General features: G+C 47.0%; 24 protein-coding genes, 3 tRNA genes, 2 pseudogenes and 1 riboswitch. Of the genes and pseudogenes, 9 read left to right on the plus strand and 20 right to left on the minus strand.

The genetic code is table 11. The features are described from left to right. The first annotated feature begins 5 nt into the window (after nucleotides 1-5). Both HYW32_01315 and HYW32_01320 read left to right on the plus strand, forming a co-directional pair. Nucleotides 6-1,010 (plus strand): AI-2E family transporter, encoded by a 1,005-nt coding sequence (locus HYW32_01315; protein MBI2589650.1) that lies wholly within the window; start codon nucleotides 6-8, stop codon nucleotides 1,008-1,010. A 21-nt stretch (nucleotides 1,011-1,031) separates the two neighbouring features. After that, a tRNA-Val gene (locus HYW32_01320) sits at nucleotides 1,032-1,108 on the plus strand. Nucleotides 1,109-1,112: 4 nt separating this feature from the next. Here the strand turns inward: HYW32_01320 and HYW32_01325 are convergent. The 3 genes from HYW32_01325 to HYW32_01335 are packed head-to-tail and all read right to left on the minus strand — an operon-like array spanning nucleotide 1,113 to nucleotide 5,692. After that, a complete protein-coding gene (locus tag HYW32_01325) occupies nucleotides 1,113-1,691 on the minus strand; it encodes a 5-formyltetrahydrofolate cyclo-ligase (protein ID MBI2589651.1) in 579 nt (192 codons plus the stop codon). Next, nucleotides 1,651-3,060: a hypothetical protein gene (locus HYW32_01330; GenBank protein MBI2589652.1), complete on the minus strand. Its 1,410-nt coding sequence runs from the start codon at nucleotides 3,058-3,060 to the stop codon at nucleotides 1,651-1,653. The genes HYW32_01325 and HYW32_01330 overlap by 41 nt, the downstream gene beginning before the upstream one ends. Next, the gene (locus HYW32_01335) at nucleotides 3,041-5,692 is read right to left on the minus strand and encodes an HAD-IC family P-type ATPase (protein MBI2589653.1); all 2,652 of its coding nucleotides are present in this window, start codon (nucleotides 5,690-5,692) and stop codon (nucleotides 3,041-3,043) included. Before HYW32_01335 ends, HYW32_01330 begins: the two co-directional genes overlap by 20 nt. 48 nt (nucleotides 5,693-5,740) lie before the next feature. On the opposite strand from HYW32_01335, the gene trxB reads away from it, so the two are divergent. Further along, nucleotides 5,741-6,694 (plus strand): thioredoxin-disulfide reductase, encoded by a 954-nt coding sequence (trxB, locus tag HYW32_01340; protein ID MBI2589654.1) that lies wholly within the window; start codon nucleotides 5,741-5,743, stop codon nucleotides 6,692-6,694. On the opposite strand, the gene HYW32_01345 is transcribed toward trxB, so the two are convergent. From HYW32_01345 to HYW32_01360, 4 genes are all read right to left on the minus strand, one after another. Beyond that, nucleotides 6,680-8,323 carry an AAA family ATPase gene (locus HYW32_01345; protein ID MBI2589655.1) on the minus strand — a complete coding sequence of 548 codons (1,644 nt, stop codon included), beginning with the start codon at nucleotides 8,321-8,323 and terminating at the stop codon, nucleotides 6,680-6,682. The genes trxB and HYW32_01345 overlap by 15 nt on opposite strands. Before the next feature lie 8 nt (nucleotides 8,324-8,331). Then, a complete protein-coding gene (locus tag HYW32_01350; protein MBI2589656.1) occupies nucleotides 8,332-10,707 on the minus strand; it encodes a hypothetical protein in 2,376 nt (791 codons plus the stop codon). Between the two features lie 23 nt (nucleotides 10,708-10,730). Next, nucleotides 10,731-10,858, minus strand: a riboswitch (cobalamin riboswitch). A 79-nt stretch (nucleotides 10,859-10,937) separates the two neighbouring features. Next, a complete protein-coding gene (locus tag HYW32_01355) occupies nucleotides 10,938-11,114 on the minus strand; it encodes a hypothetical protein (protein ID MBI2589657.1) in 177 nt (58 codons plus the stop codon). Between the two features lie 86 nt (nucleotides 11,115-11,200). Then, nucleotides 11,201-11,728 (minus strand): hypothetical protein, encoded by a 528-nt coding sequence (locus HYW32_01360; GenBank protein MBI2589658.1) that lies wholly within the window; start codon nucleotides 11,726-11,728, stop codon nucleotides 11,201-11,203. Nucleotides 11,729-11,848: 120 nt separating this feature from the next. Between HYW32_01360 and HYW32_01365 the strand changes: the two are divergent. Then, a pseudogene (locus tag HYW32_01365) lies at nucleotides 11,849-12,478 on the plus strand (recombinase family protein). 748 nt (nucleotides 12,479-13,226) lie between these two features. Here the strand turns inward: HYW32_01365 and HYW32_01370 are convergent. The 10 genes from HYW32_01370 to HYW32_01415 form a co-directional block, all read right to left on the minus strand. After that, nucleotides 13,227-13,300 (minus strand) — tRNA-Gly (locus HYW32_01370). Between the two features lie 24 nt (nucleotides 13,301-13,324). Beyond that, on the minus strand, nucleotides 13,325-13,747 hold the full coding sequence (atpC, locus tag HYW32_01375; GenBank protein MBI2589659.1) for an ATP synthase F1 subunit epsilon: 423 nt from the start codon (nucleotides 13,745-13,747) through the stop codon (nucleotides 13,325-13,327). Continuing rightward, entirely contained in the window at nucleotides 13,725-15,098 is a 1,374-nt protein-coding gene (atpD, locus tag HYW32_01380) for a F0F1 ATP synthase subunit beta (protein MBI2589660.1), read from the minus strand. The genes atpC and atpD overlap by 23 nt, the downstream gene beginning before the upstream one ends. A gap of 14 nt (nucleotides 15,099-15,112) precedes the next feature. Beyond that, nucleotides 15,113-15,973 carry an ATP synthase F1 subunit gamma gene (gene atpG, locus HYW32_01385; protein MBI2589661.1) on the minus strand — a complete coding sequence of 287 codons (861 nt, stop codon included), beginning with the start codon at nucleotides 15,971-15,973 and terminating at the stop codon, nucleotides 15,113-15,115. After that, nucleotides 15,966-17,498, minus strand: a complete 1,533-nt coding sequence (locus tag HYW32_01390) for a F0F1 ATP synthase subunit alpha (protein MBI2589662.1) — start codon at nucleotides 17,496-17,498, stop codon at nucleotides 15,966-15,968. The genes atpG and HYW32_01390 overlap by 8 nt, the downstream gene beginning before the upstream one ends. An 8-nt stretch (nucleotides 17,499-17,506) precedes the next feature. Next, entirely contained in the window at nucleotides 17,507-18,004 is a 498-nt protein-coding gene (locus HYW32_01395) for a F0F1 ATP synthase subunit delta (GenBank protein ID MBI2589663.1), read from the minus strand. Further along, nucleotides 17,994-18,545: a F0F1 ATP synthase subunit B gene (atpF, locus tag HYW32_01400; GenBank protein ID MBI2589664.1), complete on the minus strand. Its 552-nt coding sequence runs from the start codon at nucleotides 18,543-18,545 to the stop codon at nucleotides 17,994-17,996. Before atpF ends, HYW32_01395 begins: the two co-directional genes overlap by 11 nt. Further along, a complete protein-coding gene (atpE, locus tag HYW32_01405; protein ID MBI2589665.1) occupies nucleotides 18,546-18,773 on the minus strand; it encodes an ATP synthase F0 subunit C in 228 nt (75 codons plus the stop codon). A gap of 24 nt (nucleotides 18,774-18,797) precedes the next feature. Next, nucleotides 18,798-19,550 (minus strand): F0F1 ATP synthase subunit A, encoded by a 753-nt coding sequence (locus tag HYW32_01410; protein ID MBI2589666.1) that lies wholly within the window; start codon nucleotides 19,548-19,550, stop codon nucleotides 18,798-18,800. Between the two features lie 18 nt (nucleotides 19,551-19,568). Further along, nucleotides 19,569-19,778, minus strand: a complete 210-nt coding sequence (locus HYW32_01415; GenBank protein MBI2589667.1) for an AtpZ/AtpI family protein — start codon at nucleotides 19,776-19,778, stop codon at nucleotides 19,569-19,571. A gap of 121 nt (nucleotides 19,779-19,899) precedes the next feature. Here HYW32_01415 and HYW32_01420 point away from each other — a divergent pair. After that, nucleotides 19,900-19,976: transfer RNA gene (locus HYW32_01420), tRNA-Asp, on the plus strand. Nucleotides 19,977-19,986: 10 nt separating this feature from the next. Here HYW32_01420 and HYW32_01425 read toward each other — a convergent pair. Continuing rightward, nucleotides 19,987-20,334, minus strand: coding sequence for a hypothetical protein (locus tag HYW32_01425; protein MBI2589668.1), 348 nt, complete (start codon nucleotides 20,332-20,334; stop codon nucleotides 19,987-19,989). Between the two features lie 88 nt (nucleotides 20,335-20,422). Between HYW32_01425 and HYW32_01430 the strand changes: the two are divergent. After that, nucleotides 20,423-21,343, plus strand: a pseudogene (locus tag HYW32_01430) (DUF475 domain-containing protein). 45 nt (nucleotides 21,344-21,388) lie between these two features. Here HYW32_01430 and HYW32_01435 read toward each other — a convergent pair. Next, nucleotides 21,389-21,631, minus strand: a complete 243-nt coding sequence (locus HYW32_01435; protein ID MBI2589669.1) for a hypothetical protein — start codon at nucleotides 21,629-21,631, stop codon at nucleotides 21,389-21,391. 159 nt (nucleotides 21,632-21,790) lie between these two features. Here HYW32_01435 and HYW32_01440 point away from each other — a divergent pair, with 159 nt between their 5' ends. The 3 genes from HYW32_01440 to HYW32_01450 all read left to right on the plus strand — a co-directional run bounded on the left by HYW32_01440 (nucleotide 21,791) and on the right by HYW32_01450 (nucleotide 23,131). Continuing rightward, nucleotides 21,791-22,378 carry a hypothetical protein gene (locus HYW32_01440; GenBank protein MBI2589670.1) on the plus strand — a complete coding sequence of 196 codons (588 nt, stop codon included), beginning with the start codon at nucleotides 21,791-21,793 and terminating at the stop codon, nucleotides 22,376-22,378. Between the two features lie 82 nt (nucleotides 22,379-22,460). Beyond that, nucleotides 22,461-22,844 (plus strand): hypothetical protein, encoded by a 384-nt coding sequence (locus tag HYW32_01445; protein ID MBI2589671.1) that lies wholly within the window; start codon nucleotides 22,461-22,463, stop codon nucleotides 22,842-22,844. A 2-nt stretch (nucleotides 22,845-22,846) separates the two neighbouring features. Then, the gene (locus HYW32_01450; protein ID MBI2589672.1) at nucleotides 22,847-23,131 is read left to right on the plus strand and encodes a hypothetical protein; all 285 of its coding nucleotides are present in this window, start codon (nucleotides 22,847-22,849) and stop codon (nucleotides 23,129-23,131) included. Nucleotides 23,132-23,180: 49 nt separating this feature from the next. Here HYW32_01450 and HYW32_01455 read toward each other — a convergent pair whose 3' ends face one another. After that, on the minus strand, nucleotides 23,181-24,074 hold the full coding sequence (locus tag HYW32_01455) for a peptidylprolyl isomerase (protein MBI2589673.1): 894 nt from the start codon (nucleotides 24,072-24,074) through the stop codon (nucleotides 23,181-23,183). Nucleotides 24,075-24,083 lie beyond the last annotated feature (9 nt).

Below are 24,083 nucleotides of genomic sequence, written 5' to 3' on the forward strand. Positions count from 1 at the left end.
ACAATATGCATACCCCAGTTCAACGTATTGAACTCACAACCTGGACGATGGTGCGATTTTTTATCATCTTGATAGGACTTTTCCTGTTATGGCGCGTGCTTGATATTCTTGGCTTACTCTTTGTTGTTCTAATTATCGTTGCCGCACTTAATCCTGCCGTAACCTGGTTTGTGCGCCAGGGCATTCCGCGCCCCGCAAGTGTTACTCTTTTGTATCTTCTTTTGATTACCGCGCTCGCAGTGATCTTTTCACTTATTCTGCCGCCGCTTATTATTCAACTTGTCACCTTCACCGAAAGTTTTCCTGCCATTATTCAGCGCCTAACTCCGCTTTATTCTTTCTTAGTGGAATCCGGCGCCCAGCAAGTTTTAAGCTCGTTAACTTCACAATTAAGTGTTTTTACTCAAGGCGTGTTTTCAACAACTGTTCAGGTATTTGGCGGCATCGTCTCGGTGGTGACGATTTTTGTTCTAAGCTTTTACCTTCTGCTTGATGTGCGTGAGGCTCGCAACACCCTTATTACGCTATTGCCAGCGAATAAAGTCAAACCAATTTTGGCGATTCTTTCCAAAACTAGCGATAAAATCGGTCATTGGTTGCGTGGGCAAATCACTTTAAGCATTATTGTCGGCTTTGTTACCTTTATTGGGCTTGTGGTACTCAATGTGCCCTACGCGCTCGCGCTTGCCGTGATCACCGGACTTTTAGAAATTGTACCCTTCATTGGGGCAATTACTGCCGGGATTTTAGCGATTTTAGTTGCTTATGCCGCTGGTTCGATCAAGCTTGCGGCGTTTGTTTTGATCTTCTACGCGATTGTTCAGCAAATTGAAGGCAACTTTTTGGTACCCAAGATTATGCAAAGCACAACTGGACTTTCACCGGTTGTGGTCATTATCGCTCTTGCAGTCGGGGCGAATTTAGCGGGCATTGCCGGCGCGATTATCGCCGTGCCCCTAGCCGCTGGGATTTCAGTGATCTTTCAGGAATGGCCAAAACTTAGAGAATAGGGTAGAGTACCACTTCAACTAGGGCTCGTAGCTCAGTTGGTTAGAGCGCTACCTTGACATGGTAGAGGTCTGCAGTTCGAGTCTGCACGAGCCCACCAGAGATTATTTACCAACGTAAAGATGGGTTGGCGTTAGAATGTAATTCATTAAAACATCGTGTGATTCAGTTGGAATGTCGGGCAGAATCTGCCAATCCCAAGCTAACCCCACACTTTTATAAGGAGGATATTGGGCAAGGTAACGATCGTAATAACCTTTACCCGTACCCAGACGTTGACCAGCTTTTGTAAAAGCCAATCCGGGCACAAGACAAACGTCAATTTTCTCTCGATATGGTACCCAGTTTTTTTGAGTTAGAAATCCATTTCTATCAACATTAAAAGTTCTCGCAACTCGCGCTGGAAGCATCTGTTTTTCCGAGATACGCACCGGCAAAAAAAGTTGCTTATCATTCTTAAGAATCCAGTTGATGATGCCGTTAGTTGATGCTTCGCCTTGATGATCAACATATACAAAATATCTCTTTGCCACGGCGAACTCATGGCAGGCTAGGAATCGTGACAAAAAGATGTTGCTGGCGTGAGCGCCAATGACATATCTGCGCCGTTTCGATCGTAGTTCTATGCGTAGACATTCTTTTTTATTCTTGGCTGACAAGTTTGAGAGATTCTGTAGATCCATTTGCGAGCGTGCGGATATAAGTTCCGTTCGTAGAGCGTATAGTTCTTGGAGTAAAAAAGCGTGTCGCGTCGCTCGGAGATTCGACTAAATCGTAGGTTAGAATTGTTCCGCGCCAGGAGGGATTCTCTAAAAGTTTGGTTGTGAGATCGTTGCCAGTCAGTGCTGACACATCTTGAGCTGGCGCAAGGTAATCAGGCGCCAAAGGTAAATCTTCAGCCTTATATTGCGCGTTGATTAATGCGCTCTGTTCAAGTAATGCCCGATAAAGCGCCGAGCGAGCGCGCCAAGTTTCAGATTTTCCCTCAACCCAGAGCACTAGGCCAGTATCGCCCAGAGTAGAGTTTCTGGCGGTTGTGAGCCAACCACGCTTCTGTACACCGCTCCGACTGAACTCAAGTTCAATGGAACGCAACTGCCACTCGCGCGCCTTTGAATCTTTTGATACATATTCAAAAGCGCTCACCTCATTTTGGTTTGAAAGCTCTTTGCCCGAATCTGTTTCGAACTGAAGCCAGAGATTGGCCAAGGCGCCCAAGTTCTCACTTATAGGCCAGGCGAGAGCGGCAAGAAGAATGCGTTCATCGTTTAACTCGGCCATTGCGCTTTGTTCTTGCTCGCTGAACGTCCAGTTTTCTGGCGCCGCGATGCGGAAACGTGTTCCAGGATTTACCTTAAGCAAGGTTGCGCTTGAATGAGTTTTGTAACTTTGCAAAATTTCTCCGAGCATTGTCTGTCCACCCTCACCAAGAGTTTTTGGCGCCCAACCAGCCTTAAACAGCATTCGTTCGCCTGCAAGTGTAATTGAAACGCTCCCTAGGATTTCATTTCCGCACAGTTGGCCACTTAAAAGCGCCGAGGATTGATTTGTCTGCTCATCACTGATTGTACCGAGAGCCAGAGTGTCGTCGTTTGTGGTGACGGTATTGCTTAAGAGCTTAAGGTACTCTTTTAATAAATCCGCGGCTGAAAAATCATCCTCAAGCCGTTCGGCTGGGTAGAAAATAGCCGTTGAAGCGCCGCAAGAATCGGAGCGCAAAATCAGCTGGCCATCATTGGAGCGCGAGAGCCAATCATTCGGATAGCGAACGCTGATGCCAGAAATTTCATCCGTGAAGGATGTGAACTCGATTGGTGTTTTAGTGACAACTTTGGTTTCAGAAACGATTCCTGTTTTAGTTGGGATTGCTCGCGTGTCGGCGCTGACATTTAATTGATCAAGCGGGGTAATTGCGGTTAAAGAAGATTCTTCTGGAAAAATTAGTGGATAGCCGAGAACGCCACCAACAATCGCGGCAACTACAAGCGCGCTTAAGCCTAGCCAAAAGCGCGGCCGGGGGGATGATCTGGATTCATCGTACAGAGTTTGCATAGCGTTTTATAATTTCCGAGGTTGCCAATATCATAGCGCAACCTAGGGCAATATAACCCCAATCTTGGAGAGTAATCGGTTGAGTGTTGAAAAGAGTTTGCAAGGGCACACTCCAAAGCGTGGCTAAGGTCAGTAAAAATGAACCGAACGCAGAAAGAAGGACAATCGGATTAGTGCGCAAGGGAAGCGCCAAAAGCGAAGTATGAAGTGAGCGAGCATTAAATATATTGATGACTTGAAGAAGTGAAATTGAGGCAAAGGCGACCGATCGGGCATAGGTTAAGGACTGTGTACTTTCCAGAGCATTTGTGAAAAGCCAAAGCGACCAGGCCGCCATTACGCTCGCCAAGGCTAAAATTTTTATGAGCATGGATTGAGTCAGAAGGGGTTCGCTCAAAGCTCGCGGTCTTAACTTGAGAGTTCCGGCGTGGGCTGGTTCAAGCGCGAGCGCAACGGTGGCTATTCCATCGGTTACAACATTGATCCAAAGAATTTGGATCGGCAAAAGAGGAAGTGGCAAGCCAGCGCCAAGCGCCAATAAAAGCAAAAGCAGTTCGCCACTATTAGTTGAAAGCAGATACCAGATCGAACGACGGATATTGGCAAAAATTATCCGTCCACCTTCAATTGCCTGAATAATCGTAGCGAAGCTGTTATCGCGAAGAACTAAATCCGCGCTTTCGCGCGCAATATCTGTGCCGCCCTTGCCCATGGCAATGCCAACGTGGGCGCGTTTGAGAATTGGAGCATCGTTGACTCCATCACCCGTCACTCCAACGATCTCGCCTTGTTGTATCAGCATTTCGACAATGCGGAGTTTCATTTCGGGTGAGACTTCGGCAAAAATAGCGCCAGTGCGGACAGAGCGACTAAATTCTGGAACAGTCAGAGCGTTTAGCGTCTTTTCGGTAAAAACTTCACTTTCTGGCGAGGCGATCTTAAGCTGAACAGCAATGTTTTGAGCAGTGGCGGCTGAATCGCCTGTCACCATTAGAACACGAACGCCAGCCAGTTTGGCTTGTTGAATTGCTTGAGCAACACCGGGGCGGGGCGAGTCACTCATCGCGACAAAGCCCAAGTAAGTTAAAGGCGGTAAGGTATCGAGCGTTAGATTTTTTCCTGCTGGCAATCGACCTTCTGCAAATGCAAGTAAACGATAACCACGCGCGGCGCACGCTTCGGCGACCTTTAAGATTTCTTGACGTTTAATCGGTGTCAGGCGTGAGTGATCGAGAATTGTCTCAACACTGCCTTTAACCGCAATTTGAGCGCCATGGAGAGTTGCCATTAAGCGGTACTTGGAATCAAATGGAATTTCAGAATTACGAGGCGCGAGTGTTCGGAGTTGAATTGGATCTAAGCCAATCTTAAGGCCAGCAATAACCAGAGCGCCTTCAGTCGGATCGCCTGTAAATGTGCAGTGATCGGTCTGACAACTCACGATAGCATCATTTGCAAGAATGCCAATCCGCAGAAAATCTTGAACGCGCTTCAGAATACTCGACTTAATTTGCATTTGGTCGATTTTGAATTTGCCATGAGGAGCGTTGCTCTCTCCGTCGACAGATATCTGGGGAGTATTTGGGAGATAGATCTCTCGCACCACAAGCTGATTTTCGGTGAGTGTGCCAGTTTTATCTGTTGCGATGACTGTGAGCGCGCCCAAAGTTTCCACTGCCGCTAATTTGCGCACGATTGCGTGTCGGTGCGCCATCTTTTGCACGCCAACCGCAAGCGCGATTGTTAAGCCGGCGGGCAAGCCCTCGGGAATTGCAGAAACCGCCGCCGCGACTGCTGTAAAGAACATCTCAACCGGATCAAGGTTTTGCATCACACCAATGAGCGCAATAAGAGCGACGATCGCCAAGATGATGAGAAGGAGCGCCTTACTGAAGGTTTCAAGTTGATGATTGAGGGGAGTTTCTTCGAGCGACATTTTTTCAACGGTCGTACTGATTTTGCCGAACTCGGTTTGCATGCCAATTCGGATAACCACCCCATCGCCTCGGCCACTCGTTATTATTGTGCCGGCGAAAAGCAGATTAGCTTGCTCGGCGAGCGGCGTCTCGGATGGTAAAGAGCGCGTTTGCTTGCTTACTGATGCCGATTCACCTGTAAGCATCGATTCGTCGGCCGTCAGGCCATAACTCGCCACAAGGCGAATGTCGGCAGGAACTGTCATGCCAGCGCTCAATTCCACACTGTCGCCAGGCACTAATTGGGTAACGGGTAAGGTGACTGCAACGTGATTCCGTAAAACTCGTGTGGTGCGAGCGAGTGCTGCTTGTAAGGCGGCTAAACTTTCTTCAGCCTTGCGTTCTTGGACATAACCAATTAGCGCATTGGCAAGCAGGATTCCAAAAATAACAGTGGCATCGAGGGTTCGCCCAAGAAAGAAAGTAATCCCGCCAGTAATAATTAGGACATAAACCAAGGGGTTGGTGAATTGCGAATAAAAGAGTTGCCATTGATTGGTTTGGCGCGGCGGCGTAATCTGATTTAAGCCATAAAGACGCTGGCGTCTGCGCGCTTCAAGCGTCGACAACCCGCCTGGTTGAGTCGCTAAGGCATCCAGGGCATGTTTCACTGAAACACTCTGCCAAAAAACATCCCTGGGAAGTTCTGGTGACATTCCCCTCCTTCATAATATGTTAGCATAGCAAAACTGGAGGTAATCACTATGGGCAAACGTTATAAAGTTATTATCATCGGCTCTGGACCAGCGGGCATGACGGCCGCACTTTACACTGCTCGGGCCGAGCTTAAACCCCTAGTGTTAGCTGGCCGCGAAGCTGGCGGTCAGCTTATGCTTACGACCGACGTTGAGAACTTTCCAGGTTTCACAAGCATTTTGGGTCCGGAACTGATGAAGCGTTTAACAGAACATGCGCAAAAGTTTGGGGCCGAGATTGTTCGTGTTAATGTAACTAAAGTGGATTTCAGCGCCCGCCCTCTGCGTTTATGGGTTGATCGAACAGAATATCAAGCTGAAGCAATGATTATCGCCACCGGCGCCTCGGCACAATGGCTCGGTTTGGAATCTGAAACCCGTCTTCGCGGCAAGGGAGTTTCTAGTTGTGCGACTTGTGACGGATTCTTTTTTCGTGATAAGAAGATCGCGGTTGTGGGCGGTGGCGATACAGCGTTGGAAGAAGCAACCTTCTTAACTCGTTTTGCCTCTCATGTGACACTCATTCATCGTCGGGATGCTTTTCGAGCCTCAAAGCCGCTTCAACAGCGCGCCTCGAACGACGCTAAAATATCAGTTCTGTGGAATCAGGAGGTCCAGCAAGTTTTGGGCGATCGGCAAGTAACGGGCTTGAAACTGCGTAATACTCAAACTGACGAAGTGAGTGAGATTTCAGTCAGTGGACTTTTTGTGGCGATCGGCCACAAACCGAACACTGAAATTTTTCAGGGCCAACTTGAGTTGGATGAAAAAGGTTATATAGTTGGTTATCCGAATTCGGCAACAAGTAAAGAAGGTGTTTTTGTAGCTGGAGATGTTGAGGATCATCGTTATCGTCAGGCGATCACAGCGGCTGGGGCAGGCTGTAAGGCGGCAATAGATGCCGAACGCTGGTTATCAGACAGACTTGGACTTGAATCCCGTACTATTTTATACGGTAATTGAGCTATTTGGTAAAAGCTCGCCGCGCAAAATTTTCTCGGCTAAAGGCGATTCAATTTTATCCTGGATAAGGCGCCGCATTGGCCGGGCGCCAAATGTTGGTTCATAGGCCTCATGCGCAATTTTTACTAGAGTCTCGCTTTGGACATGCAGTGTAACGTGGCGGTCTTGTAGGTATTTGGCGACGCTTTTAAGTTCGCGCTGTCCTATTTCAATAAGATGTTGAATTTGGAGTGGCTGAAACACCTGGAGCCCGTCAAAACGATTCAAAAACTCGGGTCGAAAATGACGAATTAAAAGTGGAAATAATTTGTCGCGTAAGAAGGTCTGATGGTTGGAAAGTGTTCCGTCGTGGGCCGCTGTGATAATTTCATTTAGACCGATATTACTGGTGGCAACAACAATGGTGTGGGTAAAATCAACGGTCTGGCCCTTGCCATCGGTGAGACGGCCGTCATCAAGAAGCTGGAGAAAAATGTCGAAAACTTTTGGGTGGGCTTTTTCAATCTCATCTAAAAGAACCAGTGAATAAGGTTCTCTGTAAACCGGATTAGTTAGTTGGCCGCCTTCCTCATAGCCAATGTAACCTGGTGGAGCGCCAATTAAGCGTTGGACAGTATGGGACTCGGAAAATTCCGACATATCAATGCGAATAAAAGCGTCCGGACTTTTAAAAAGTTGTTCCGCTACGCGTTTTGCCAGTTCAGTTTTACCCACTCCTGAAGGGCCAAGAAAGAGAAAGCTTGCGATTGGGCGATTATTCGGACGCAAACCGACACTCGCGCGCAGAATAGTGCGACAAACTGATTCGATGACGTGGTTTTGACCGATGATGTCTTTTTTTAAATTTTGCTTGAGGCTAATAAGTTGAGTTGATTCATCAACCATAAGGGCGGCAAGCGGAATGCCTCGCACCTCGCTTATCCATTCATACAGATGGCGTTGGTTAAGAGTTTCGCGACATTGCTCGGCAATTTCAGAAGCGTTCTGCAAGAGTTCAAGCGCGCCGCCAGGCAAGCCATATTGAGGGAAAAAACGTCTTGTCAAACTAGTTATTTTTTGTGTTAAAGAGTTGATTTCTGGCCCCTGCGCTTGGAGAAGATTTCCAGTTTCTTGATCAGAAAAGCCATTTAGATGCAAAAAATCAAATTTAGAGATCAATAATGGAAAAGAGTTTAAATATATTGTATTGGAACCGAGCATGACAATCCGAACGTCGAATGCATCGTTTAATTCCCTTAGCCAGCGCGCGAGGCGACGCGCTTCAATTCGGTCAATACTGTCAAAAATCAGTTCGGGTTCATCAATAAAAATCAGCGCCCTAGAATGTGTCCTGGCGAAAGTATTTGTTTCGCGAAAGAATTGACTAACATCAGTCGGTTCATAAAGCTGTGTGATAAAAGCTCCAGAATCCAATTTAAAACATTTTGTACGGTGGAGCGCTTTCGAGTAAGTCGATAGGGCCTGAATCAAGGTATGTTTACCAACACCGCGTTTGCCGGTTAAGAAAACATGTTTCTTTGTCTTACCACTCAATGACCGGATCAATTTTTCGAGCACTTTTTTTTGATCGCTGTTAAGTCCCGGCAGTTTTTTGGGTGGGGAGAATGGAACGAAGATTGAAGAATTCATATTTTGTCTTAATCCAATTCAAAACTAACTTTTAAGTTGTCCGAAAAAGAAAACCCAAAACCTGCAGCTGTTTCGGCAAAATATACACGGTCGTATATATTTTGATTTAAGAGTGAAACTTGCACAGATTTAGAAAAGATATCTACTTTCAGGGAGAAGGCAGAGAGCGCCTCCAGGGCAAGTTCTAGGGGTCTGATTTTGGCCGTAGGAACGACACTTTCCTCGAATTGTGTCAAAACATATTGATTTGAGTTATTTTGCCAAGCATTCTGTCGCCTGCAACGTTCTAAAACGCCACAGATTACTGACTCGGTTGTGTCCCGGGGAGTCATTATCTCGGCTTGCAACTTGATGTGATCAATTTTGTCAGCTCTTCTAGTCATTCTCTGTAGAGCGACTGCGCCATTTTTTCTGTTTACACTTCGTTTATGCTCGTATGGAATGACCGACTTATTATAGGAAGAACTAAATTCTTCATAAACATGCCGTGATTTTCTATTCATTACACGTTCGTTTCGATAATGCTCAATGCCTGCTTTTTCACTTTTCTCAAATTTTTGCAAATGAATCGTTTGACTTTTTGCCTCTTCTCGCGCCGTTTTTTTTCGGTGAGTGTGTCCCATGCTCGATGCTGAAACACCGGAATTTTTTCTATACATGCTACGTTCGTGAGTTAGATGAATTACTGGTTCGAGTTGCTTTGTTTTCTGCGATTTCGGCCTTGGTTTTTGCAGATTTTCGGATATTAAAAATGGGAGATTGGGTTTAGGCAAATGGTAAGATTTTCTCACACTCGCTACACTCCCAGCAGAAGGGCGTTCTTTAGCCTTGGGTGAATCAACTGATATTTTTTGTAAACATTCGTCGGTTGGAGTTTGACTGATGCTTATAGGGCAAACCCTAGTGAGTGGCATTTCAGTTTCAATGCTTTCGGCTCGTCTTAAATGGCTTTCTTTTGTTTCTTCTTGTAACGGCCGATGGGGCGGACTGATGGCGGGGGCAGGTTGCTCTATGCATTGAACGTTCGTTGGTTGTATAATGAGTTCATCTCTAGAAACTAAACTATCTGTTTTACATTCGCAGATGCTCTTAATGACATATTCTGCATCTATGATTGGCTCAATCAAATCTATTTTTGATGTAATTCTATCGCTAGCTATGTGATTCTTTAAACTCTTATGTTCTGTTTTAATATGGTCTGCCTGGATTTTTGTATCAACTTCGTTTGGTTCAATATGTTCTATCCAATCAGTTTTTTCTCCTGGCTGCACATTTTCGGCTAGGTTTTTTAGCTCAAATTCAAATGAATCTTCTCGCTTAATTTCATTCTCACTCTCATTCTTTTCAGCATCCTCATCGGTATTCCCTGCTTTCCCATCTACGTACGTGCACACATTCAACGTTCGTTTAATTTGTGTTGGAGCAGGCATGTTGAGTGTTTCGTCCTCTATGCCGGAGGAGTTATCTAGGTCGGCTGGTTCTATTGGCAGAAGAATATCTAGTTCTTCGAGATTCGACTTCATCTCAACTCCAAGACATTTGCCGACTTGAAGTATATTTGGGTCGCCCAGAGTGCGATAAATGTTTGTCATCAAAATGTTCACGTTCGGAATATGTGTAGCCCAAATGTGCTCTCCTCGCACAGAAAGCTCATTCACCAGAGTCGCATATAAACTAAATTGTTCAGGGTCGGCTAAGTCCCAATGCACAAGAGGCGAGCCGTCTTCATTGATGAGCTCAAAACCAGTTTCTGTGCGTAAAAGTGAAAAGTGAAAAAGCTGATGCTTCTCTTCTTGCTCAAGCGATTCTATTTTTTTTACGGGCCTGAATGGATCATCTTGAGGGTCGATGTTCGTGACTTGATAGTCCGGTAAAGATGTTTCTGGCAGGATCGTCGCGCGGACAATATGAGTCTCTGGTTCAAGCTCAAAGTACTGTTCTTGGCGAGTCTCTGGCGATTTTCTAAGCGCAGAGCCGAACTGGTTGAGTTCTGTGCACAATTTTTCAATTTCTTCAAATTCTTGCTCGCCGATAAGATCAAAGTCAAGTTCAACAAAACCATTGTCACGCAGTACCTGGGAGAGATTATCACTTTGCTCGAGAGGAATGAGGGGCATGAGTAGTTTGTGTGGAGAAATCTCTTTAGGACATTGCCAGAGGAGAAGAGAATGACTTTGATTCTCATTTTGCGACAAGTAATACCAAGTCTCTTTATTTGTTTGTGGATAAAATGCAAAAAAATCTTGCCCAATTCCTTCATGGCAAGATTCTTGTACTTGGCACTCGTCCTGATTTGGTTTGCAATCAACTAACTCAAGATTCTCATTGACTGGATGATGCTGTTCAAGCTCGCGTGAAGATAGTTGTGCCTCAAGAGTTTCCATATTCTCCTCTGCAACGGAGGTGAGCACTGTAAATTTCTTAAGGCTGGTTGTCGGACTCCCACTCGAAGTGGATTACCGTTGCGGCACAGCGCCGGAATCTCACCGGACTTTCCCTAAAGATATGATAGTGACCTTAAGATTAAATTGTTATTTTTATTCTAAACTAGATAGTCTTTAACGTGTCAAGAAAAGCCCCTTTTGAGGGGCTTTTCTTGAGCTTGCACTATTTTTTACTGTGCTGGCGGAGTTCCTTGAGGCATCCCACCGCCCATGCCATCGTCTTCCTTAGTGCTTTCATCTGGCATCCCCGCTGGAGCCGGGGTATCAGATGGAGCCGATGGAGCGACTGGCGGCACGCCGCCTGGTTGATCATCACTTCCAGGCATATTTGGCATATCGTCGAACATATCGACCTCCTAGCCTTTTACTACTAACTGCATCATATCAGGAGAATCAATCAGGTAAATGCATACTTGTGGATAACACATTGACTCTAGTATTCATAGACATAAAACGGTCCGTATTGGGTGGTGCGTTGGAACGTCTCACTTGGCTTGCGGTTTGGGAGCGGAAAACAATAGGCAATAACGCGCGCGCCATGCCTTAATTCTTGTTCGAATTTTTTTTCAAGGCGTTTCATAATGTGCGGTAAGAGATAGCAATAAACAGTCGAAGTTTTTTTAAGATTGGTTGTATATAAATTTGCGCATCGAAAAGTCAATCCAGGAATCCCGCGGTGCCGTAACCGAGCAAATAAAACCAGCGGCAGAGAAATATCGACGCCTTCGGCTAAACTAGAGCCGTGTTTGCAAACATAGGCACAGAGCATTCCTCGGCCGGAACCGAGTTCTGTAAAATGTTCGCCTGGAGATAGTTGCGCGAGCGCGAGTATCACATGAAAGAGTCCGGGAGGTGTGCTAACAAATTGCGCTCCGCCAGCCACTGATATCAGGCCGGACAATCCCAAAATCAATAAACCGAGTGCGACACTAAGAAAAATTGTGCTTATCACGAGTGTCATAGTTACAATATAACTAAAATTAAATTTGGTGGTGGCTGTATATAAAGTAGCGCGAATTCATCTACAACAAGAACTTGACACTATACTAATCGAAATCCCGCACGTTTTGTGCGGGATTTTATGAAAGCAGAGCCATTTAACGTCAGAGTGATTGCAGAACAATCCACCTATAAAAAACCGCTTGGCATTTTGGCATGGCACCCAGATCGTCTCGCCCGCAATAGCGTTGATGGTGGAAAAATAATTTACTTGGTGGACACCGGAGCCATTGCTTCTTTGCGCTTTCCGCAATTTTGGTTTGAGCCAACTCCGCAAGGGAAATTTATGTTGAACATCGCTTTTGGACAAAGCAAATACTATGTGGATTCTCTTTCCGAAAACACGAAAAGGGGTTTGCGCCAAAAGGTTCGCAGGGGCGAATATCCGAGCGTTGCGCCCATTGGCTACATAAACGATGTCCGCACAAAATCAATCGTGGTGGATAGAAAGAAAGCTCGGATTATTCGCCAAGCGTTTGAGCTATACGCAAAAAGTAATTCGCGACTGGAGGACATTTCGAACTTTTTGGCGCAACGCGGAATACTATCCCACGGCGGAAAGAGAATCCACAAGACGAGGGCGACTTTTATCCTTTCCAACCCGTTTTACACCGGATTATTCAAATATGGCGGTGAACTTCACGAAGGAAAGTACGAGCCAATAGTGGCAAAGAAACTTTTTGATCAAGTACAAGAAGTGATGAAACGGAGAAGTCGTCCGCGCCACAAACAGAAAAATGAACCACAAGTATATTGCGGACTCCTTTCGTGCGCGTCATGCGGTATGCAAATCACTGGCGAATACAGGGTGAAGACGCAGTTGAACGGCACACAACATTTCTATACTTACTGCCACTGCACCAAGAAATCTAAAACTCAAAAATGTCCTGAACCCTGTATTCGCCAAGAATCGTTGGACGCGCAAATTTCATCACTTCTGCAAAAAGTTTCTTTGCCACAAGATTGGGCGAACTATCTAAACGGAAGACTTGAAAAAGACAAAACGGAATCCGCCCAATCTGTTTCTGCTTTTGTTGAAAAAAATCAAAAAATGATTACTGACATCACAGCGAAGCTCCAGCGACTTTTAGACGGCTATTTAGAACAAGATATAGACAAGGAAGTATATCGTGCTGAAGAATCAAAATTGCTATCCGAGAAAAAGTCGCTGGAGGAGGAAATATCTCGTAATCAACAAAAGCAGAAACATTGGCTCGAACCGATGGAAAAGTGGATAAAGGACGCGGGAAATATGGAAAAAATTGCATTGGATAGCAACCTTTTTGCTAAAAAGGTTGCTGCCAAAGAAATCTTTGACTCGCACCTCTTTCTTGGCGAAAAAACAGTCCGCCCCGCCGAAGGCGGGACTCCGAATTCGTTTGGAAAAATGGGGGGAAATCAGTGGGACGCGCTTCGCGCGTCCCACGCTCTTGGGTCTTCTGTATCTTTTTCTACAAAACTGGAGCGAGTGAGGGGAATCGAACCCCCGTCTCAACCTTGGGAAGGTCGCATTCTGCCATTGAACCACACTCGCAGACGCCTTCCGTATTGTAAACGATTAGGTTCGATGACGAAGCTTGCGGCGTTCTGCTAATTTTAGGCGAGTTAACGCTCTTTCAAGCGCCCCTAAGGCATCGGCTGTCGTAATATCATCCTTGGCTTGATCGCGCGCACGTCGCGCTCGTTCGACGGCCTCATGCGCTCGACGCTCATCAATTTCTTCTTCCAATTCGGCTGAATCGGTTAGTAGGCGCACTGATTGTTGATCAACCTCAACAAAACCACCGTGAATCGCCATGTGACGACGATCGCTACCAGTATGAAGGGTGATTTCACCCGATTTAAGCGCTGAAATAAGCGGCACATGGCCTGGTAAAATCGTTAGTTCACCACCTTGCCCAGGCAAGCTGATCCCATCAGCTTCGCCTCGATAGACGATGCGTTCAGGTGTGATGATCTCAATTTTGAGCCGTGGCGACATCGTCAATCGTCCCTTTTAGGTAGAATGCTTGTTCTGGTTTATCGTCGTGCTTGCCATTAAGAATCTCCTGAAAACCGCGAATCGTTTCGGCAAGCGGCACGTAGGCGCCGGCTTTGCCGGTAAATTGTTCCGCAACGAAGAATGGCTGGGAGAGAAAACGCTGAATCTTCCGCGCGCGAGCAACTAAAACTTTGTCATCTTCAGAGAGTTCATCGATGCCTAGAATTGCGATGATATCTTGAAGATCTTTGTAACGTTGAAGCACTTTTTGCACTCCGCGCGCCGTCTCATAATGATCCTTGCCGACAACATTCGGGTCGAGAATCGTTGAGGTTGAATCGAGTGGGTCAACCGCCGGATAAATTCCGAGCTCGGAGAGACTCCGCGAGAGCACAACGGTTGAATCAAGGTGGGCGAAGGTTGTTGCCGGCGCTGGATCAGTTAAGTCGTCAGCAGGCACATAAACCGCTTGCACTGAAGTGATAGCACCCTTGCGTGTCGATGTGATACGTTCCTGGAAGGTTCCCATTTCAGTTGCCAAATTTGGCTGATAACCGACAGCTGAAGGCATGCGACCCAGAAGCGCCGAAAGTTCTGATCCAGCTTGGGTAAAGCGAAAAATGTTGTCGATGAACAACAAGACGTCTTTGCCCTGCTCATCACGAAAGTATTCTGCTTGAGTGAGGCCTGTTAGGGCAACCCGCAGGCGCGCTCCGGGTGGTTCGTTCATTTGCCCGAAAACGAGTGCCGTTTTCGAAATTACCCCAGATTCGCGCATATCGTAATAAAGATCATTGCCCTCACGCGTTCTCTCGCCCACTCCGGCAAATACCGAATAGCCGCCGTGTTCAGCCGCAATGTTACGAATCAGTTCCTGAATCAAAACGGTTTTACCAACCCCGGCGCCGCCGAACAAACCAACCTTGCCACCTTTTACAAAAGGCGCGATTAAATCGACGACTTTTATTCCCGTCTCAAAAACTTCTGTTTTCGTAGTGAGCTGATCAAATTCAGGTGCCGAACGATGAATTGGCCAGCGCTCCGCATCTTTAGGCGCGGGCGCGTCATCAATTGGATCGCCTGTCACATTCAGCATTCGTCCAAGTGTAGCCTCGCCAACTGGAACTGAAATTGGTTTACCCATTGCCAAGATTTCCATTCCTCGTTCCAAACCATCGGTCGAGCCCATTGCAACCGCTTTGACTTCATTGCCACCCAGGTGTTGTTGAACCTCAAAAACAATTGTCTCATCTCGATGTTTGAGTTCAAGGGCATCTAAAATTGCCGGAACGCCGTTCTCAAATTCTGCCGTAATTACGGCACCAATAATTTGAGTAATTTGACCTTTCATAAATACTCCTTGCCTTAACTAATTAAAACCGCCGCGCCGGACGAAACCTCAATTATTTGCCGGGTGATGCTTGCTTGGCGCACGCCTTGATAGGTGAGAGTGAGATCGCCTACAAGTTCCTCGGCGTTATCCGTGGCGTTTTTCATAGCCACCATGCGAGCTGAATGCTCGGATGCGCTTGAATCGAGTAACATTTGATATAGCCTCAAGGGAACAATGCGCCGGACAAGTTCAGCAAGCACCGTTGCTGGATCAGGTTCGAGTAAAAATTCCGTTTTCGAAGAAAGAGTGGAGACTTCGATTGGTTGAGGTTTATGCAGAATTGGTAGAACCTGCTCGACTGTCACTTCCTGATGAATAGCCGAAAGAAAACGATTGTAAACTACCTTAATTTCCCGATATTCACCACTGGTGAAACCTTGCATTAAGAATGAGGCCAGAGCTGAACTTTCCTCTGCCCGCGGCGTTGAATTTGAGGCAGGAAAATCTGCCGCCAAATGCGTAGCCTTGAAACGCTTAAAGTAAGTCAAACCTTTACGGCCAACTGAAATAATTTCTGTTTCGGGCGTGAGAAGTGAAAGTGTTTTGCGAATCACTTGACTATTAAAGCTACCTGCCAATCCACGATTCGAAGTGATGATTACAATTGCCGGCCGGCCGGCCGGCTGCGAAATGAAAAGAGGATGAGTAAATTCGGTACGCGTCGCCAGTCTACCCAGTATTGACCAGGCTAAATCAGCGTAGGCGCGCGATGCGGTTACCGCTTGCACCGCTTTCGACATCTTTGACGCCGCTACCATTTGCATCGCCCGCGTCAGCTTGCCCGTCGCTTGAACAGATTTAATTTTACGTCGCAGGTCTTGGGTGTTAGGCATTGGTTTGAACCCACATCTTGGCTCGAAAATCTTCAATTATTTGCTTTAAGTCGGCTTCAATCTCGTCGAGTTTCGGATTTTCATCAAAACGCGTGCAAACAGCTGGAAACTTAGTGGCCAAATACTCTCTTAGCCCAGCTTCAAACTCACCCACTCTCTCGACAGACACGTCGTCCAGATAACCATTATTCACAGCATAAAATGCGATTACTTGATCGGCGACTGTAAGCGGCTGATATTGAGGTTGTTTCAAAAGCTCGCTCACACGCCGACCGCGTTCTAACTGCTTGCGTGTTGCCTCATCGAGATCAGAGCCAAATTGAGCGAAACTTTCAAGCTCACGAAATTGGGCGAGATCAAGACGCACCTGCCCCGCCACTTTTTTCATTGCCTTGGTTTGAGCCGAGCCGCCAACGCGTGAAACCGAAAGGCCAACATTTAGAGCCGGTCGAACACCGCGATAAAAGAGATCGGTTTCTAGAAAAATTTGGCCATCGGTAATGGAAATGACATTCGTTGGGATATAAGCCGAAACATCGCCAGCCTGTGTTTCAATAATCGGTAAAGCCGTTAGCGAGCCGCCGCCATGATCTTGATTGAGCCGCGCGGCGCGTTCGAGCAAGCGTGAATGCAGATAAAACACGTCGCCTGGATAAGCCTCGCGACCGGGCGGACGACGCAAGAGCAAGGACATTTCGCGGTAGGCCCAGGCGTGTTTAGAAAGATCATCATAGACTATCAAAGCGTCCTGACCATGATCGCGGAAGTACTCGCCCATCGCGCAACCGGCATACGGCGCCAGATATTGCAGAGGCGCTGGATCAGACGCACCCGCGACCACAATAATTGTATGCTCAAGTGCGCCATACTCCTGCAAGATCGCAACGATGCGAGCAATCTTTGATTCCTTCTGTCCAATTGCAACATAAATGCAGATAATGCCACTGTTTTTTTGATTGATAATAGCGTCAATCGCCACCGCGGTTTTGCCAGTACCACGATCACCGATAATCAATTCTCGCTGACCACGACCAATTGGAATCAAGCCATCAATTGCCTTCAGGCCAGTTTGCACCGGCTGATTAACTGATTGGCGAGTGATGACACCTGGAGCAATTTTTTCCAAGAGTCCGGTTTCTTTGGTCTCAATCGGCCCCTTGCCATCCAAGGCTTCACCGAGCGGATTCACAACCCGACCAACGAGTGTCTCGCCGACCGGGACTGACATTACCTGACCGGTTGAGCGCACCGTATCTCCTTCGGCGACTGCTCGCGCATCCCCTAGAATCACAGCGCCGACGTTAGTCTCCTCAAGGTTAAGCGCGATGCCAGTTATAGTTAGTCCACTTTGAGTTACAAACTCTAACATCTCCGAAGATTGGGCGCGCTCCAAGCCAGCAACCCGTGCAATACCATCGCCAACCTCAATCACTGTACCTTGCGCGGTTTGGTGCGCCTCTGGCTTGTAACCTTGTATCCGTCGACGCAGATGGTCAATAATTGTAGCTGAATTTTGTTCTGGCATATTTCTCCTTACGCTGTGAGGACTTTACGGAACCCAGCAAGTTTACCCTGGAGCGAATAGTCTAATGTCTGCCCAATTAAGGATAGTTTTAATCCACCCAAAATAGCTGGTTCAATCTGTCGATCTAAAATAAACTCTGAATCTGAAAAAACTTGCTCAATCAGATGGATATGTTCGGGTGAAAGCTCGCTTGCCGTTGTAAGTGTCAAGCTGTAGGCATTCCTCGTTTTGGCTAAAATTTTCAACGCTTGATCCATTATACCGGTTAGGCGCTTAAAAGCTCCTTCTTCGGCCAAAAGAATCAAAAATTGCGCAAGCGCGGTAGGCATTATAAAATTTTTGGTAAAAACTTCTCGCGCCTTTTGTGAACCTTGAACGATTACTCGGCCAAGTAAGCGTTGAATGCGCCGATCCTTAAGAAGAAGATACCAACTCGATTGTTCGCGAAGTGGCACTTTCACTTGCGCCTCAATTAAGGCCCGGGCGTGAACACGGTTACTGATCATGCCGCTCCTTGACTGTCTTCAGGGCAGTTTTAATTTCGGCATCACTTAGAGGATTTTTTTGCCCATCAAGAATGCGTTCAAGCGCCGCCGCAACGAGAGTGCCGATTTCATGCTCAACTTCACTCATAAGACGGCCTTTCTCGCTTTCAAGCTGTTTGTGAGTGCGATCTACGAAATCTGTGGCTTCGCGATCGGCTTTAGTCTTGATCTGCTCAGCGACTTGCTCGGCGGACGTCCGCGCCTCGTCGAGAATCTGCTTAGCCTCAATCTTTGCCGCTTGCAATTGTTCGGCTGTTTCACGCCCAATTTCTTCCGCGCGTTTGGCGCTTGCTTCAGCCTGACGGAGTCCTGCTTCGATCTTGTTTTGACGTTTACGCAAAATCTCGAGCACTGGCCGATAAAGCACCCAGCGCAACAATAAAAATAACAGGAAAAAATTGACAACCTGGGTAATTAAGAGCGGTGTATCCACTCCCAAAGCGGCAATTCCGGAGAGAGCTGGCTCCGCCGTAACTTCAGTTGTAACAACTGTTTGTGACATTTAGACAAACTTGATAATCAAGGCAATAACAAGCGCGTAGATCGCGATTGCCTCGGTGAACGCCATCGCTAAAATCATGGCCGATTGAATCTTAGGCGCCGCCTCTGGATTCCGCCCCATCGCCTCCATTCCGCGTGAACCAATTAGGCCAATTCCAATCCCAGGACCGATTGCGCCAACGCCGATTGCCAACGCCGCCGCCAAGAGTTGCATCGTTTCCGCTTCCATATTACTCCTTTCCTTGGGTAAATATTAGTGAGCTTCAGAATGGGTATCGGCTGTAGCTGTAACAATAAAAACAAGTGTCAGCATCATAAACACAAGCGCCTGAATAAACCCAACGAGTAGTTCGATCACATAAAATGGCACCGGCACGACATAGGGAATTAAGAAGGCAATCACTACGAGTAATACTTCTCCAGCGAAGATATTACCAAATAATCGAAAGGTAAAGGAGATCACGCGAGCAACTTCGCCTATGATATGCAGGAAGCCAACAAAAAATCCGATCGCACCTTCCAGGGTTGGTTTAAATGAAAGATAGTGACGCACATGTTTAAAGAAGCCTAAAGCGATAATCCCCAAAATTTGAGTGCCTAAAACAGAGATGAGGGCGAGGGCGAGTGGAGTATTGAGATCGGTATTGGCGCTCCGTAAGAGTGGCGCTTCGCCAGTATTGGTATATAAAACCAAACTGCCAAATCCGGGGATGAGCTCCATCCAGTTCAGGGTAAGAATGAAAAGGAAAAAAGTGGCCAGAAAAGGCAGGAGTTGTTCGGCGCGACGGCGGTCTTGAGTCACTTGCTCAATGAGATCGAGCAGAATTTCGATGATTCCTTCGGCAACATTTTGAAATCCGTTTGGAATGAGAGCAATGCGTCGAGTTGCCAAGAATGCCAAACTGACGAGCGTGAAAATTCCCAGCCAGGTTGCAAGAATCGAGTTTGTAACCACGATCGGACCGAGGGAGAATAATTTTTCAGAAGCAAGAGAAATTTCGTGCATATTTCAAAAGATATATTTTTATTCGAAACGCTCAATTTGTTTGATATAGCGGTAGACCAAGCAACTCGAACTGGCAAGCGCTCCGCCTATTCCCAGAAGGATGAAAAGCGGACTTGTACCCAAGGTTTTATCCAAGTAAGCGCCGCCAAAACCCAGCAATGCCGCTGGAATTGCGATGATAAAACCCAACTGGCTAACAAGCGATAAAACAAAAAGGACGCGCTTCATTTGTCCTCTCGAACCTGATACTAATCTGCTGATAATCAAGCGTCAAGTTCGTATTCAGTCTAGCGTTTAGAATCTTGTTTTTCCAGTCAAATCTTGCTACCTTTAGACCCGTTACATTTAAGGGTCCGTAGTGAAGAGGCCTATCACGCCTCCCTGTCACGGAGGAGATCGCCGGTTCGAATCCGGTCGGACCCGCCAAGCCGAATGTTTACGCAAGAGCAAGTTTAAGTTTTGCAATTTCACGTTCAGCGCGCACTAGACGTTTTTTGAGTTCATCAATTTCCGTGAGAGCATCCTTCTCGGCATTATCCGTGCGTCTATCTAGCTTCTCCAGCGCAAAACGAATGTCAGCAAGTTCTTCTCTGATAAGTTGCTGATAGTAGGAGCGTTCTTCGAGGAAGCGCTGATCCATAAGTTGTTTTGTAATTTCGCGTTCTTCGAGGAAGCGCTGATCAACATAAGTTTTGAGTTCATTAACTGTTGCTTCATGTTGTGAAAACAACAATTCAGTCAACTGCTCAACTTGATGATCGGAAAATGCAATATTTTTTGCCATGAGTATACTATCCCACACGTCAAATGATAGCGTCAATTCGGGGTAGATTCTTATAGGTTGAGGGTGTCGACTCCGCTAGAATGTCAGCATGAATATTTGGTCAATGACCCTCATCATTCTCGGTTTAAGTTTATTTGAGACTGTTTCTAGCATCGATAACGCGATTATCAATGCCGAGGTGCTCGGAACGATGCGAGCGCGAGCGCGACGCTGGTTTTTGATTTGAGGTTTATTATTAGCAGTCTTTTTAGTCCGCGGGCTCCTACCCTGGCTGATTATTTGGCTTGCCACGCCGGGTATTAGTCCCGCAGGCGCGTTCACAGCCGCATTTTCAAACGACCCTCGGGTTATCGTCGCAATCGAAGCGGCCGCACCCATACTCCTTACAGGCGGCGGCACCTTTCTTGTCTTTCTCTTTTTCCACTGGCTGTTTTTAGAAGATAAGTATTTCGGTTTGCCCCACGAACGGATTCTGATGCGAACTGACCTATGGTTTTACGCAGTAATTTCTATCCTACTCTCGGCGATCGTCTGGTTTGCGCTCAAAACTGATCCAATGCTCGCTTTTGGCGCAACAGTTGGCTCAACAGCGTTCTTTATTACTCACGGCTTTAAGACGCAGGCTGAAAAAGGTGAGCAAGCGCTTCTGCACAGCTAGAACAATCTTTCAGATGTCTCCAAGATTCTTTATCTTGAGGCAATCGACGCGACTTTTTCAATTGACGGTGTGCTCGGCGCTTTTGCTTTCACTCTTTCCGTGCCGCTAATTTTACTCGGCAATGGCATCGGCGCGCTGGTTGTCCGCCAGTTGACGCTTGGCAATATCAAACGAATTAAACGCTACGTGTATCTAAAAAATGGGGCGATGTACTCCGTGCTCATTCTAGGTGGCGTCATGTTGACTGATGCGTTCGGCGCACATATTCCGGAATGGTTTTCGCCCGTTGTCACGATTCTCGTAAATTGCTTACTTCTTCGGCAATCAATTCGAGCGTTCCGAAGCAGGTAAAAATAAAACCCCCGAAAAAGGGGGTTAAGCGCTGAAGTTCGGTAACTAGCGGCGCAACAACCAATAGTCAAGCGTCGCAAGCCAGATACCGATGGGCATGAGGAGGTAACTGATTGCAATGATCAACACCGCCACTGCCCAATGCACATGAAAGGTTTGGGTTTGGGCGACCCAACGCCAACGTTCCGACAGGCGCATTGCCTTAATTAAGACGTAGATCATACCAACGACAACCAATATAGTTATCGTATGGATTCTGGCAATGCCAGTAATCTCGCCAATGATCAAAGCAAAAAAAACTTGTCACAATAAAAAACATAATGTTCTCCTTTTAAGTTTCAAGATCAGAAAGAGTATACACGAAGTCATTGACATTGAGACGATGTTGCCTCTATGATGCCAGGTTCCAATCAAGGGTTGGAAAATTTTAGAAGGGAATGATGTCAAGTGGGTTCTTTTAAAAATCAGCAAAATGGAAATGTGATCGCGGCGGCGAAAGCAGGCATTGTCTGCCTTTATGGAGTGTTCGACAACCAGCTCCGCAATTTTACCGAGATGGCTGGGTATCGGGATTATCTACGCGAATGCGCCGCAATCGTCGTGCGCGAAACAATCCCAATCGTGTATCTGGCGGGCGGGCACACGAACCCAAAGAGCAATTTCTCGGAAGCGAAATCGGTGGAGCGATACTTTCGAGATCATCTCGCACGCAATAAACCAGAGAACCAAATCAAAATCGAGCTTGAGGAGCGAAGTGTGAATACTCCACAAAATATTCACTTCTCGCTCACGCGGATACGGCTCGAATATCCGCATCTTCGAGAGGTGCACATCTTTACCGATCGATGCCGCAAACTAAAAGGCATGGCGCTGGCGCATCACCTGTGCTTCGGGTTTCGGCACACTGTGCATGGCGTGCCGCGCATCGACACCCACCCAAACAGTGTCTGGTGGAAGCAGGCGATTCAGGCCTTCTGTTATTACTTTTTCTTCGAAAACATCCTGCGCGACATTGATCGCGAGAAAAGGAGATGATAAGATTATTTTTTGTCTCTTCTTCAGATTCACCAGATATATCTGAAGAAGAAGATAAAAATCAGGAAAGGAGGAGAAAGGAATGGAGATATACCTCTCCGATAAGCAGGTGCGGGTGCTGGTTGCCGTCGCCAAGGCCTCGAGCTTTGGTCGCTACCTTTACCCGCAATGGAGAGGCGCCATCGTCTATGACGATGGCAAAAGCGAGGTCTGGGAGGTGACGTGGCAAAATCCTTCCAACCTCAATCGCTGGCGGTTGAGGGGAGTGATTCAACAGAACCTCCTGGAGAAGGTTCTGGGCCGAAAGGCCGAACTCCCTACACTCGGGACAGCGTTTTATTGTTGCGGCCTGGAACCGCAACAAGCGCTGGATTTTCGTAAGAAAATCCAGGCGAAAAAACAACCCCTCGCAGATCTCCCCGACCTGCAGGTTGTTGTTCGGCGCAACCCAACGAGCAGGAGGTAACAGTGGGAAACTCCTGCAAGGTGGGAAAGGCCGTACATCGGATCTGCGTCGCGGCCAAAAACGCACAGGAGATCCGTCTAGAGCTTGAACTTCGTGGCCAGGAAATTTGTCTGACCGTCGAAGACGGGTCCTCGTTGGACTTCTGCGATCTCCTCGCAAAATGCTCGAACAACAAAACGGTGCCGAGCATAATCGCAGAGATCGCCGCTCTACCGCCTGAAAAGGTGGAAGAGTGGTTCCAGCGAAAGATGGATATGCAGGCAAGTCTCGTAGCACCTGGAAACTGACGAGATTTGCCTCACCCCCCCAACCCACGCTACCTGGAAGCGTGGGTTTTTACGTTTTTAGATAAATCACGGCGTGATATTTCTGCTCGGCGTCCTTAAGCCAATTATCAAACGATTGTTGGACAACGCCCTGTTTTTCTAGGATCTCAATTGCGTGGTAGCCAAAATCGCTTTTAACTGGATTTTCCAGTATACCCGCGGGTGAGGAAAAAATTGCCTCCTCAATTACCGGAAGCTGTTCGCCGCGCGCAACCCAACCCATATCGCCGCTGTTATCACGACTTTCTAGATGTTGGGAAAACTCTTTCGCAAGCGCGCTAAAATCGCCATTCTCGTTCTTGAGTTTACCGATCAACTCTTTCGCTTGATTTTCATCGGTGACCAAAATATGACGAAAATGCACTCGCTCCAAAAGCTCTGTTTTAACTTTATCCTGCAATAAACGAATCTCAATCAGATCGCGTAAACGATCTCGACTCGAACCATAGAGCTCTTCAAGAATCGTATTTAATTCCTCCTCGCTCACCTCGCGCGGTTCGCCTTCTCCACCCTGCAAAACCAAAATTTCTTTATAAGCGGCGTCGATTTCAACTTGTTTCACTTTAAGATTAACATTTTTAGTCGCCCGTTTAATTGTGGCGTTAGAAACTAACAAATCAATCACCTGTCGACCAATCGGCGTACCAGGATCAACTGCTTCACCGGCTTGATTTGAGCGAGCGATAAAGGTTTCGATAAACGTTCGATAGTCTAAATACTCACGCGCCCAAATGAGTTGCCCCCCCACTCGCGCCACCGGGATCGGTAACCAACGAGCTAGCGAGCGGAGTTGAGGCGCATCATTGCCACGCAAGAAAGGTACGCCGATGCCAATCGTAATAAACACAATCAGACTTGCAACACCCGCGATCGTCCAGGGTAGCCATTTAGGAAATGCAGACATACATTCTTT

Source organism: Candidatus Berkelbacteria bacterium (assembly GCA_016187225.1).
Taxonomy (GTDB): Bacteria; Patescibacteriota; UBA1384; order JACPKC01; family JACPKC01; genus JACPKC01.